This is a genomic window from Streptomyces sp. NPDC017993 (assembly GCF_044328065.1).
In the GTDB taxonomy this organism is placed as follows: domain Bacteria; phylum Actinomycetota; class Actinomycetes; order Streptomycetales; family Streptomycetaceae; genus Streptomyces.
In genome coordinates this window covers 15940-27874 of the sequence record NZ_JBIRGO010000042.1, presented here as the reverse complement: position 1 = coordinate 27874, position 11935 = coordinate 15940, and the positions used below count along the sequence as shown (strand labels likewise).

13 protein-coding genes and 2 pseudogenes are annotated in these 11935 nt (G+C 68.9%); 9 read left to right on the top strand and 6 right to left on the bottom strand.

Translation table 11 applies throughout. The features are described from left to right. Positions 1-75: 75 nt before the first annotated feature. Together ACH4FH_RS37960 and ACH4FH_RS37955 are read right to left on the bottom strand one after the other, a co-directional pair. A complete protein-coding gene (locus tag ACH4FH_RS37960; protein WP_398560540.1) occupies positions 76-294 on the bottom strand; it encodes a TIGR02391 family protein in 219 nt (72 codons plus the stop codon). Further along, positions 291-866 carry a TetR/AcrR family transcriptional regulator gene (locus ACH4FH_RS37955; RefSeq protein WP_042158753.1) on the bottom strand — a complete coding sequence of 192 codons (576 nt, stop codon included), beginning with the start codon at positions 864-866 and terminating at the stop codon, positions 291-293. The genes ACH4FH_RS37960 and ACH4FH_RS37955 overlap by 4 nt, the downstream gene beginning before the upstream one ends. Positions 867-936: 70 nt before the next feature. On the opposite strand from ACH4FH_RS37955, the gene ACH4FH_RS37950 reads away from it, so the two are divergent. From ACH4FH_RS37950 to ACH4FH_RS37940, 3 genes are all read left to right on the top strand, one after another. Further along, the gene (locus tag ACH4FH_RS37950) at positions 937-1830 is read left to right on the top strand and encodes an NADP-dependent oxidoreductase (protein WP_398560537.1); all 894 of its coding nucleotides are present in this window, start codon (positions 937-939) and stop codon (positions 1828-1830) included. Positions 1831-2500: 670 nt separating this feature from the next. Continuing rightward, positions 2501-3022, top strand: coding sequence for an RNA polymerase sigma factor (locus ACH4FH_RS37945; RefSeq protein WP_398560536.1), 522 nt, complete (start codon positions 2501-2503; stop codon positions 3020-3022). Next, positions 3019-3723: a hypothetical protein gene (locus tag ACH4FH_RS37940; RefSeq protein ID WP_398560535.1), complete on the top strand. Its 705-nt coding sequence runs from the start codon at positions 3019-3021 to the stop codon at positions 3721-3723. Before ACH4FH_RS37945 ends, ACH4FH_RS37940 begins: the two co-directional genes overlap by 4 nt. 237 nt (positions 3724-3960) lie before the next feature. On the opposite strand, the pseudogene ACH4FH_RS37935 reads toward ACH4FH_RS37940, so the two are convergent. Both ACH4FH_RS37935 and ACH4FH_RS37930 read right to left on the bottom strand, forming a co-directional pair. Then, positions 3961-4166, bottom strand: a pseudogene (locus ACH4FH_RS37935) (CorA family divalent cation transporter); the annotation flags it as partial. Between the two features lie 220 nt (positions 4167-4386). Next, positions 4387-4824 carry an ATP-binding protein gene (locus ACH4FH_RS37930; RefSeq protein ID WP_398560534.1) on the bottom strand — a complete coding sequence of 146 codons (438 nt, stop codon included), beginning with the start codon at positions 4822-4824 and terminating at the stop codon, positions 4387-4389. A gap of 643 nt (positions 4825-5467) precedes the next feature. Here ACH4FH_RS37930 and ACH4FH_RS37925 point away from each other — a divergent pair. The 5 genes from ACH4FH_RS37925 (at position 5468) to ACH4FH_RS37905 (ending at position 8679) form a co-directional block, all read left to right on the top strand. Next, positions 5468-5803 (top strand): MerR family transcriptional regulator, encoded by a 336-nt coding sequence (locus ACH4FH_RS37925; protein ID WP_398560533.1) that lies wholly within the window; start codon positions 5468-5470, stop codon positions 5801-5803. Between the two features lie 1006 nt (positions 5804-6809). Further along, positions 6810-7145, top strand: coding sequence for a MerR family transcriptional regulator (locus tag ACH4FH_RS37920; RefSeq protein ID WP_398560532.1), 336 nt, complete (start codon positions 6810-6812; stop codon positions 7143-7145). Positions 7146-7205: 60 nt separating this feature from the next. After that, positions 7206-8009, top strand: a complete 804-nt coding sequence (locus ACH4FH_RS37915; RefSeq protein WP_398560531.1) for a hemolysin III family protein — start codon at positions 7206-7208, stop codon at positions 8007-8009. Between the two features lie 111 nt (positions 8010-8120). Then, on the top strand, positions 8121-8477 hold the full coding sequence (locus ACH4FH_RS37910) for a PRC-barrel domain-containing protein (RefSeq protein ID WP_398560530.1): 357 nt from the start codon (positions 8121-8123) through the stop codon (positions 8475-8477). Between the two features lie 28 nt (positions 8478-8505). Further along, complete coding sequence (locus ACH4FH_RS37905; protein ID WP_398560529.1) at positions 8506-8679, top strand: hypothetical protein; 174 nt, start codon at positions 8506-8508, stop codon at positions 8677-8679. Positions 8680-9028: 349 nt separating this feature from the next. On the opposite strand, the pseudogene ACH4FH_RS37900 reads toward ACH4FH_RS37905, so the two are convergent. Together ACH4FH_RS37900 and ACH4FH_RS37895 are read right to left on the bottom strand one after the other, a co-directional pair. After that, positions 9029-9166 (bottom strand): annotated as a pseudogene (locus tag ACH4FH_RS37900) (IS30 family transposase); the annotation flags it as partial. 251 nt (positions 9167-9417) lie between these two features. Beyond that, complete coding sequence (locus tag ACH4FH_RS37895) at positions 9418-10410, bottom strand: helix-turn-helix transcriptional regulator (RefSeq protein WP_398560528.1); 993 nt, start codon at positions 10408-10410, stop codon at positions 9418-9420. Between the two features lie 67 nt (positions 10411-10477). Between ACH4FH_RS37895 and ACH4FH_RS37890 the strand changes: the two genes are divergently transcribed. Next, the gene (locus tag ACH4FH_RS37890; RefSeq protein ID WP_398560527.1) at positions 10478-11770 is read left to right on the top strand and encodes an FAD-dependent oxidoreductase; all 1293 of its coding nucleotides are present in this window, start codon (positions 10478-10480) and stop codon (positions 11768-11770) included. Positions 11771-11935: the final 165 nt, after the last annotated feature.

The following is an 11935-nucleotide window of genomic DNA, read 5'->3' as shown; positions in this document are numbered from 1 at the left end:
CGTTGGGGCTTGCGGAGCCGTACCCTCTGCCGGATTCCCCTGAGTTCCTCCAGGGAGATCCCGGACGAGGTGCGTTCAGCCTCGGTCACGATCGTGTTGGCGATCCTCTTGCTCTGTCCACTCGCCGGCTTCATGCGCGGACGGGTTTCTGATGGCGAAGAAGACTCCGAGCCCGAGTTGCAGGGCGCCCCGCTGCCGACTCTGCACCGTTGGGCTCGTCGGATCGCCCGGGACGCGGAGCCTGGGCTTGCCCGGCTCGGGGGCCGCCGCAGCGCGCCGGCGTACCCGGCTCAGGGCGCGGTGGCTTCCCAGGCCGCCTTGATCATCCGGAAGACCTCGTCCACCGTGGCCCCGGGATCGTCCGCCCGGCAGGCCAGCGCGTAGGCGTCGATGGCGAACCGCGCGGTCGCCCGGCAGGCCGTCGCACTCCGGGACAGGTGGGGATCGGCGGCCAGCGCCGCTGCCAGCGCCTGCGCGTGACGCAGGCTCATCGACTCCTCGTATTCCCGCAGGGCGGGTGATCCCTCGATCATGCGTCGGACGGGGGCGCTGCCCTCCGCCGTGCAGTGCCGTACCAGGGCCTGGACCTCGCGGTGCAGCGCCGGGATGAGCGGCTCGTGCGGAGGCCGGTCGGTTACCGCCCTCGTGAGGCGCTGCTCGAAGTCCTGGTCGCGCTCGAATACCAGGGCCTCCTTTGAGGCGAAGTGGGCGAAGACGGTGGTGACGGCCACGTCGGCCTCGGCCGCCACGTCACGGATGCCCACGGCGTCGTACCCGCGCTCCAGGAAGAGCCGCAGCGCGGTGTCAGCGATCTTCTGACGGGTCGCGGCCTTCTTGCGTTCGCGGCGTCCGGACGGCTCGGTCATGCCCTGACGCTACCAGGTATGAATTCCCATCCGTTGTGAAATCCTAACGGTTAGGGCTATCTTCGGCCGCATGAGGAAAATCAGTTTCGCCGAGTTCGGCGGTCCCGAGGTCCTGCAACTGGTGGAAGCCGAGGAGCCCCACGCGAGCCCCGGTCGGATACGCATCGCCGTACGGGCGGCGGGTGTCAACCCCGTCGACTGGAGGATCCGGGAGGGCCAGGTCCTGGGAGCCCACCCGGTCGAGCTGCCCGCCGGGGTCGGACTGGACGCCGCCGGGGTGGTGGATGAGGTCGGCGAGGGCGTCGAGGGGGTCGAGGTCGGCGACCGCGTGTTCGGCGAAGGCGCCGACACGTACGCCGAATTCGCCGTGCTGTCCGCCTGGGCCCGGATGCCCGAGGGACTGGCCTTCGAGGAGGCGGCCGGGTACCCGTCGGTGGTGGAGACCGCGCTGCGCATCATCCGCGAGGTCGGCGTGCGGCCCGGGCAGACGCTGCTGGTCAGCGGCGCGTCCGGCGGCGTCGGGTCGGCGGTGCTGCAGATCGCCCGCGAGCGCGGCATCACGGTGATCGGCACGGGCGGGGCTGCGAACCAGGACTACCTGCGCGGCCTGGGCGCCCTCGCCACGCCCTACAGCGAGGGCTGGGTCGAACGGGTGCGGCACCTGGGCCAGGTCGACGCGGCCCTCGACCTGGCCGGCTCGGGCGTGATCCGCGAACTCGTCGAGCTGACCGGGGATCCGAGCAAGGTCGTCTCCATCGCCGACCTCGGTGCGCCGCAGCTGGGCGTCCGGTTCTCCGGCGTGGCCGGGAGCGTGCCGGAAGCGCTCGCCGAGGCCGTCGGCCTCATCTCGCGGGGGAAGCTCCACATCCCAGTCGAGAAGTCGTACACGCTCGCCGATGCCGCGGCGGCGCACATCGACAGCCAGGCCGGTCACACGCGCGGGCGCCGGGTTCTGGTCACCTGAAGCCAGCTAAGCGTCGCCCTCAAGCAGAAAGTGAGGGCGACGCCAGCCAGGACCTCCGGCGATACCTCGCCCGGCTGCCGAAGGACAGCGGCCGGCGGGCACTCGCCGAGGTGGTCCTGGGAGGGGCGGAACGCCGACTCTCCGTGCCGTCGAAGGGCGCAGCGCACTGCGTCCAAGAACGGGCCCGGCTGGTGCGTGCTCTCTGCGAACGCCACGATCGGCTCGAAGGAGCGTCCACGGCAGCCACCGTCTCAGGTTGAATTGACCGCCGTTCGCCTATGAAGCACCTCGCCATCCGTGGAGCGAGCCCCCTGTGTCACGCGTAGTTGATGATCGATCAGATCCACTTAGGATTTTCCGCTCAGCCGATGCACGAACGGGGGTCGGGGATCGCTTTAGGTGCAGAGGATGCACAAGGCACTCTCGGGGCGCAGGGGTATCGCGCGCCTCACCCACCACCGGAGGGGATTCCCGACTCCGTGACGCTTCATCTCGTAGGAGACCTGCTGGCGGCCGCTGTGGCCATGCGCGTCTTCGGTCATGACGCTCTGGCGGTCCTGCGCCGTCTTGCCGCGGCGGGCGTAGCGATGGGCATGTCCGAGCTTTGCGGCCGGCGTACCGGCGCGGGGGGTGGGCGGTGACCAGGCTCCGGCGTACCGCGACCTTCCCGATGACTGAGCTGCCCGCTGACTTCCGGGCGTTCCACCAGCTCTACCGTGGCCCGTACATCCACTGGGCGGAGCTGTACCTCGCTAGCCGCGCGGACGCGGAGGAGGCCGTGGACCAGACCTTCGAGGAGCTCTACCTCGGCTGGGCGGACGTCCTGCAGCATGAGAATCCGAATGCCTATGCGTGGGTGGTCGTCAAGCACCGGACCATCGACTACGCCCGCGCCCGCGGCCGACGGCCGGCGCTGATCGACACGGCCGCCTTCGAGACCGCGGCCCTGCGCGATGCGGTCGACAAGATCGGCGAGCTCGAACAGGGCCTGCACATCTACGCCGCCATCCGGGCCCTGCCGGAACGCCAGCACGACACGGTGGTGCTGCGCTACTGCCTGGGCTACACCGTCCGCGAGACCGCCGACATCCTCGGCGTCACCGAAGCAGGCGTCCGCTCCACCACCCGCTACGCACGCCGCCGCCTGCTGCAGATCCTGAACAATTCCGTGGAAGGGGAGGAGCTGCGATGAGCGAGGCCATCGACCGCGCACTCGCCAAGGCCCGCCTGCCGCGCCAGACCTACACACGCATCGACGACGCCGAGGCACGCCTGACCGCGCGCATCACCGAGCGCATGTGGAACGGCGCGCTGCACTTCGACGACCAGATGGAGCCCGCCCGCGCCGCCGCCGGCAGGGCGGCGGACCGGGCGAGCCTGCCGCGTCGCATCCATCACCGTCACCTGCGCACGCTGTGCGAGACGGTGGTGGCGCGCGAGCTGCACAAGCTCAGCACCTTCTTGACAAGGCAGATCCTGGAGCCGGACGGGGCGCGGGTCCTGGGGTGTGTGCTGCATCTGGCCCAGCGCAACGACAGTGCCCAGTTCTGGTGGCAGTTCGCCGCCGGCGCCGGCGACACCGGCGCGGCATGCTGCCTCTACCTGCACCACATGGCACTGGGGGAGGAGGAGCAGGCACAGCTGTGGTTCGACCAGGCCGGCCTGGAGGTCCACATGCCCGCGACACCGGAATTCGTTGACCGAAGAGATCTGGTGGCGGCCCTGCGGATCCTGGAGGTGCTGCGAGAGGAGGAAGACCCGCACGTCTCAGCCGCTGCCACTGCCGTGATCGCCTATGTTCCCGATGCCTTGGGGTTTGTCGAGGACGTGGACCTGCCGTTGCCGGAAGCGGACTTCGCTACCCGCATCGAGGAGCTCACTGCCTGCGACTGACGGTCACGGGCGCGGCCGCTCTGGGTCGCTGGATATCCGGGCGGGCCCAGGGAATAACGCGAGCCCGAAGCCGGCGAACTGCTCCGAGCAGGTGATCGCCGCTGACGGTTGCGGGCGGGTAAACTCTGACACCGCTCACCATTGAGGGGCACTTCAACCGGCGGCCCTGTGACGGCCCGACCGGGGCTGCCCGAGGCGGAGCCCCTGGACGGGAACAGTGCGCATGGTCTGCCGGGGTCACAGCCATCCGTTGCGGCGGAAGGCGCGGTAGATCATGGTGCAGGTGAGGACGATGCCGGCGAGCACCACGGGGTAGCCGAATGTCCAGTGGAGTTCGGGCATGTGGTCGAAGTTCATGCCGTACACGCCGCAGACCATGGTGGGCACCTCGATGATGGCGACCCAGGCATGTCCTCGTTCTGGGCCACGGGCACCTGGGCGATACGGCAACATCTTCTGCATCGTCGATCTGAGTCACGCGCGAGTGACCGACGGGGCGAGGCCACCTAACCGGGCTGGAGTGGTAGCGCGCGGGTTCCCGGAACCGCCGGCGAACACCTGAGGAGTTGGCAGGCCGCGGGCACGGGCGCCGAGCAGCAACTCGCGTGGCAGGTTCCCGAGGTTTTGCCCATGGGCGACGCCCGTGTCGAGTCCACCTCAAGCTCATGAGGTTGGACTGGGGCGCAGTCGGGGGAGTTGGGCGTGGATAGTTTTGCCGGCTCCCGGGCCGGGTGTGATGGTCAGGTGGCTGGTGAGGTGGCGGACCATGTGCCAGCCGAATCCGCCGTTTCCATCGTTGAGGTCGGGCGTGCGCTCGCGCGGGGTGGCTGGACTCGGGTCGCTGACCGCGGCGGCGAGTGTGTCGGGGCTGGCGGAGAGTTCCAGGGTGTAGTGCCCACCGCCGTGACGCAGGGCGTTGGTGGCGAGTTCGGAAACCACCAGGACGAGGGTGTCCGCCACAGCGGGGTCAGGCGCCGGGATGAGGCCGCCGGTGAATGCGCGTGTGGCCTCGCGGGCTCGGTGGATGCTGTCCGCGCTCTCGCCCCGTAGCACTGTCGCCACTGGGGGCCCCGAAGTGACGGTGCTCGCCGTGCTGTTCATGCCCGTACACCCCACCTGTGCTCTGTTGCGCTGATTTGCCGTGACGCTCCGCATGCCCGATTCAACGACCGTCACACCTTGCAGGTGCGCGCTGATGCGGTTTTCTTGGTTGCCTGGCAGGCAAAGCTCGACACTCATCCCCGCAGAAAATCTGTCATGACGGGAGTAGGCATGTGGGCTCGTGGGGGTTAGTGTCTTCCTCGTAGCCAAGAGATCGAAGAGGCGCGGCAGGGGTCGAACTGCCGCGCAACCGTGTCAGAAGAGGGCGCGGCAGTGGAGTGGCGGGGCCGGACGGTACGCGAGTGGGTCCCGCCACTGACTGCCGGGCCGGGCGGCTCGCCAGGGGCCGCGCGCAGGAATGAAAACTGGCAGGAGCAGGAGGGAAGGAAGAGGGAGGTAGACGCCATCAGGATCGCCCGGGCGAAGAGTTGAGTCCGCTCGGGTACCGCAGGCCCCGAAAGGGAAGGTGGTCCACGGTCACGCATCCGCGATCCCCGCACATGTCCCCACCCCCCGGGGGACGACGCGGAAACAGAAGGCCGGCCGAGCAGTAGCCGGCGATGGTGTTCAATCCTCGGGCCCTGGTGCGTGTTCAGCACCAGGGCCCATTGCTGCGTACCCCGGACCCCAGAGCGAGGTGCACATGACCGCAGACCCTCTCGACCGTCTCGACGACGACGACTTCCCCGCCTACACCATGGGCCGCGCCGCCGAAATGATCGGCACCACCCCCGCCTTCCTACGCGCCATCGGCGAAGCCCGCCTCATCACCCCGCTGCGCTCCGAAGGCGGCCACCGCCGCTACTCCCGCTACCAACTGCGCATCGCCGCCCGCGTCCGCGAACTCGTCGACCAGGGCACCCCCATCGACGCGGCCTGCCGCATCGTCATCCTCGAAGACCAGCTCGAAGAAGCCCGACGACTCAACGAAAACCTGCGCAGCCAACCTGCTCAGCCCCGCGACAAACTCAACGCCTGAACCGGAGAACCAGTCGGGGGCGAAGTCGCCACGCCACCTGACCGTCGACGTCCTGGATGGCAGCGCGGCCTTTCGGATCCCTGAGCCCGCCGACGGCGTCCTGCGTCGAGTGCGAGGCGCCCTCGAAGGTGGCCGAAGGCGTCGTTGCCCCGTGCCTTCCCAGTGGGGACCCGGCCCGAGCCGTCAATTTCCGCGAAGAGGCCCCCGGCCTGCCCCGTCTCTGTTCGAGTCGATTACCTCACCGCCGGACACGCGGAAATCTATGTCGGTTGGAGTAGACATTGGGTGGTGGTGTGGTTATGGTTTCTCTCGTAGCCAGAGAGGCCGCAGGGCCTGGCAGAGATGAACTGCCGGGCAGCAGTGCCGCAGTTGCAGTTCGTAGGACGGTGCGGTGGTGGAGTTTCGAAGCCAGGGTTGTTGCAGGACGGCGACGGGACTGACGGCCGCACCGGGTGGCCCGCAGTGACAGGGGTCGCCGTGAGCAGGACCGCAGTTGACGCAAGTGCAGTACCGGCAGGTGCAGTTCGCAGTACCAGCAGTGAAGTCAGGGAGCAGCACCTCGGTGAAGGCGTCGGCTGCGGGCGCGCGCACCGGGAGGTTCGGCAGTGGGGTTCTAAGCCAGAGCACAGGCAGGATGGGCGACGGGGCTGGCTGCCGAAGAGTGGCGCTGTCACAGGCCGCAGAGCAGTACGCATCATCAGCTGTACGCAGGAGAGCGGTACCCGCAGTAGGTAAGTGATTGATCCCAGAGGGAAGAGCGGAGGAGCCAGGCGCCATCAGGATCGCCCGGGCGGAAGTCTTGAGCCCGGGTACCGCAGGACATCGATAGTGAGGTGGTCTCCGGTCAAGCAACCGCGATCCCCGCATTTCCCGCCCTCTCCCGGGTGGGCTTGCGGACACAGAAGGCCGGCGCAGTACGAGGGCCGGCAGATGGTGTAGCAGTTCCTTCGGGGCCCGGGTGCCATACGGCACCCGGGCCCCTCCATGCGTTCCACAGAGAGGTGCAATGACAGCAACAGACGACTCCTACGGCCGTCTCGACGACGACGACTACCCCGCCTACACCGTGGGCCGGGCCGCCGACATGCTCGGCACCACCCAAAGCTTCCTCCGCGCCATCGGCGAAGCCCGCCTCATCACCCCGCTGCGCTCCGATGGCGGCCACCGCCGCTACTCCCGCTACCAGCTGCGCATCGCCGCACGCGCCCGGGAACTCGTCGACCAGGGCACCCCCATCGACGCGGCCTGCCGCATCGTCATCCTTGAAGACCAGCTCAAAGAAGCCCAGCGCATCAACGCCGAACACCGCCGCACCGCATCCCAGCACACGGCAGGCGTCTGACGCGTAGTCCGCGGGAAGCGCGTGTGCCGCACTCTTCCGCCGATTTCATAGTATGCGGGCATGATTGCCGAAGACGCTCAGCCGCCAGCAGATGGACGGGAGTCCCAGCCCCGTCCCGGCACCACGCCCGACGCCCTGCGTACCCCCGGGGTCGACTCGCGTGCCGGTGCAACCGCCCTCCAGGCTGCCGGGCAGGCAGCCGCCAGTCTGGAGGGCGGCGTGGAGGGCGTGGCGGCTGCGCTGAAGCCGAGGATGCGGGGCTGGCTGCACGCCGGCATGATCCCGCTCTCGCTGGTCGGCGGCATCGTCCTGATCGCCCTTTCGCGCTCGGCTGCGGCAGTGGCGGCATGTTCGGTGTTCGCGGTGTCGGCGTTGCTGCTGTTCGGCACGAGTGGGGTCTACCACCGCGGGACGTGGGGTCCGCGAGGTGAGGCGGTTCTGCGGCGGTTGGACCACGCGAACATCTTCTTGATCATCGCCGGTACGTACACGCCTTTGGCGATGCTGCTGCTGCCCGCGGGCCGGCAGCTGGTGCTGTTGTCGGCGGTGTGGGCGGGCGCCCTGGCCGGCATCGCCTTCCGCGTGCTGTGGATCGGGGCTCCCCGGTGGCTGTACACCCCGTGCTACATCGCCCTGGGCTGGGTGGCCGTCTTCTACCTGCCCGACTTCGCGCGGACCGGCGGCATCGCGGTCGTCGTACTCGTCATCTCCGGCGGTCTGCTCTACACCGCGGGCGCCGTCGTCTACGGCCTCCAGCGCCCCGATCCCTCACCGCGCTGGTTCGGCTTCCACGAGGTCTTCCACGCCCTCACCATCGCCGCCTTCACCGCGCACTACACGGCCATCCTCCTGGCAGCCACATGACGGACCGCCCGGAATGGTGCGGGGGATGTCCAGGCTGGTTCCGGCGGGTTTGGTAGGGCAGGCTGAGAAGTGCACGGTTCGGACATACCGCCGCACGAAGGGACACCGGGGATGATCCAGATCGCGGATATCCGTGAGTGGCGTACCCACGACGTGGTCGATCCGGGCGGCCACAGGATCGGCATGCTGGAAGCGATCTACGTGGACACCAGTACCGATGAGCCGGCCATGGCCACCGTCCAGGTTGGGCTGCCCACCCGCCGTCACCTGGTCTTCGTCCCGCTGGCCGGCGCCATCGTCGGGCCCGGCTACGTCAAGGTCGACTACGACCGGTCGCTGGTGAAGAAGGGCCCGGCGATGGGCACGGACGACGTCCTGCCCGCCGAGGACGAGGCCGCGGTCTTTGCCCACTACGGCTTGCCCTACGAGCCCGGCGCGAAGGGCGAGCGGCAGCTTGCCCGCCGCTGACCGGCTCCACAAGGAGGTGCCTTAAGTTATGACGCTCTTCCTGGTCCTCGTCATCGCGGCGATCGTGCTGGGCATCATCGGCGTCGTCGTGAAAGGGCTGCTCTACCTGCTCATCATCGGCATCGTGGTGTTCGCTGCGGCCCTCGTATACCTGGGCCTGCACCTGCGGCGCTCCGGCCGCCGCAGCCGCCCGACGCGCTGAGACGTCATCAGACTGCCCGGCCGGATGGGGACCAACCAGACGGTCCCGGTCAGGTCGGCCACAAGGCCGGTCTGCTGCTTTTGCCGCCGCCAGTTTCGAAGGGCACGCCGTGGACGCTCCTGGCGGCCGGCTGCACGTCCGCGTGGGGCCCAGATGGCGACATGGAACTGACCGGCCCCACACGCACTTCGGCTTGGACTAGTACTCGACTTCACGGTGCTCATGCCTCGGGTCGAGGTGTAGTTCCGCCCGGAGCGCTGTGCGACGAGGGCAGCAGTATCCGCACAGCCGAAGAAGCCCACCAGGCGGTGACGGATTCCAGGGGTCGTTGCAACACCTGGTCGGTTGATCAGGCCGTGAGCAGTCGATGCAGGCGCTCGGCTGGGATTTCCCAGTCGAGCGTTTTGCGTGGGCGGCTCTTGAGTTCAGTGGCGACTGCGGCCAGCTGCTCGGGGCCGTGCGCGGAGAGGTTGGTGCCTTTTGGGAACTTCGGGGCGCTTGCCGCCGCGGGTGCAGCAGGTGCTTCCGGCGGGCACTTCACAGGTGGTGCAGTCGAACTGTTCGACGATGGCGGCTGGTTCGGCGGGTCCTGGCATGTCGCAGAACCTATCGTGAGGGGCCGTGTGCGAACCGCTTGTTGCGGGAGGTGATGAGAACGAAGATCGGGGGCAAACCGGACACGGTTCGCCGAGGGTCGTGATCTCTCCGAACTACTCATTTATGAGAAGGACCGCGGTTTTAGATGTCGGCAATAGTGGCCCATCGGCGTGTGAGACGGCGGAATGCGTGGACGAGTTCCGATGGGTGGAGGTCGGTGAGTTCGGTGTCGAAGGTGGCGAGGATGCCGGCGATGCCGGCCCAGGACCAGGCGCCGAGAGTGAGCCGGCAATACTCGGCGTCGAGGTATTCCACGACGGAGCCGCCTGGTGCCCAGCGGGCCACGATGTGAGCGGGCAGGTTGAGCCGGGCGGTGCCGGTGCATGGCCAGGCGGCGGGAGTGTCGCCGCGGTCGTGGGTGCCCATCACGAAGTGGGCGAGGTCGGGGTGGGGAAGCGCGCGGGCGGCGAAGCGCTGCGTGGTGGGGCGGGGGTGCAGTCGATCGACGCGGCGCACTCGCCATTCATTGTCGGTGAGGTCGTAGGCGACCAGATACCACCGGGCGGCCCAGACGACCAGGTGGTGTGGCTCGATGCGGTGGGCGGGCAGGTAGTCGGGGTCACTGGGTTCCGGGCGTGTGCCGTCGGGACGCAGTGTCTCGGTGACGAGGAGGCGGCGGTGGCGTACCGCAGTTCCGACGGCGGTGAGGGCGGCCGGGTCTATGGGGGGCGCGGGGAACTCCCAATAGTTCTGCAGCCTGGTCAGGCGCAGGGATTCCATGGATGCCCGCAGCGCAGGCGGCATGACCTGGTGCAGAGCCGCCAGTGCCCGCGCCGCGTCGTCCCCGAGGCCGAACATCGTGCTTGGCGCGGTCTGCAGGGCCACCGCGACCGCGAGGGCCTGGTCGTGGTCGAACAGCAGCGGCGGCAGGGTTCGCCCGGCCCCGAGTCGGTAGCCGCCATCGGGGCCGTGGATGGTAGCGATCGGGTAGTCGAGCGCGCGCAAGGTTTCGATGTCGCGGCGGACAGTGCGGTCGCTGGTCCCGAGCCGGGTGGCGAGCTCGCGCAGCGACCACTGCCGTCCTGATCCGAGCAGAGACAACAGCCGCAACGCCCGGTGTGAGGTGTTCGCCATCGTCCCACTCTGACACCGGTAGTGGCCACTCGGTGTCCACTACCGGTGTCAGGGTGGGTTCTGTTCAGTGAGCAGCGGCGAAAAGGACGGTGTCGGTATGCGGGTAGTCGTGGTGGGTGGCGGGATCGGCGGGCTTGCATTGGGGGCGGGGCTGCGTCGCCGGGGGTTTGAGGTGGCGGTATTCGACCGAGACACCGATGTGGCGGAGACGGGCGGCTACCACATCACCCTGGATGAGCGGGCGCAGTCGGCGCTAAAGGATCTGGTGGAACCGAAGATCATGCAGCGGCTCCTGGCATCGGGGTCGGCGTTGCGACTGCGCGAGCGCGACGCGTTCTGGGATCGCCGCGGCCGGCTGCTGGGCCACGGGCCGGACCTCAGCGACAGTGCAAGTATCGACGTCGATCGGATCACCCTGCGGATGCTGCTGGCCGAAGCCGTCGGAGATGGCCTGCACTTGGGATGCAACGTGTCCGGCGTCGGCCACGATGACCACGGCGCGCCCCAAGTGCGGTTCACCGACGGGGCGCCGGTCTCAGCGGATCTGGTGGTGGGCGCGGACGGCACCCACTCGGTAGTCGCCCGCCACCTGGCGGCAGGCCCGACCAACAGACCGGCGGGCATCATCGGGTTCTCCGGCCGCACCCTCCGGCGAGACCTCAGCCCCGGCGAGCAACAGCGACTTAGGCCACGATCGGGGCTCGCGATCGGCCCGCGCGGAGGAGCGCTCTACGTCGGCTTCCTCGACCCGGTCGGCAACACCGCGCTCGACGCTCCCGAGTTGCGGATGTCGGTCACCACCGGACCCACCTACATCTGGGGCGCTATGTTCCCCAAATCCACCAGCATCGATTCCCTGCGCGACCTGCGTGGCGGCGAACTGCAGGACGCGCTGCTCGGCCGATTCCGCGAGCGGGGCTGGGCCGAGCACACACTCGAGGTCATCGCCCAAGCCGACCCGCACAGCGTGGCCGGATTCCGCTTCAACACCGCCTCCACCCGCGCGGAGGATCTCGCGCCCTGGCCTGCGGGTCGCATCACCGCGCTGGGCGACGCTGTCCACGCCACACCGCCCACCGCCGGAATGGGAGCGGGCGCGGCCATCCGCGACGCCGCCAGCCTGCTCACGCACGTCAGCGCCGCCGCCGATGGCACCACCACCCTCACCGACGCCGTGGACCATTTCGAGGCCGGCATGCGCCAGCGCGGCAGCGATGTCCTCACCCTGGCCATGAAGACCGTCCGGTGGATCCTGGCCACCGACACCGCACTCGGCGCCGCAGCCACCGTCGTGAGCACCCCGATTCTGGCCGCAGCCGCCCGGCTACGTAACCCTGCGCGAGGGCCAGCGGTAGGTTAGAGCAGGGTCGGTCGACTGCTTCTTCGGGATGGCGTACTCCCAGTCCCGACGGGCCCATGCTCCTCGCCGGCTGGGTGCGTCGAACCGAGCAGGAAGGAACCCCGCGGGCTCCGAGAGGCCTCGACGGACTGTGCCCCGGACGGGTGGGAGCCGGGTGCGGCGGCG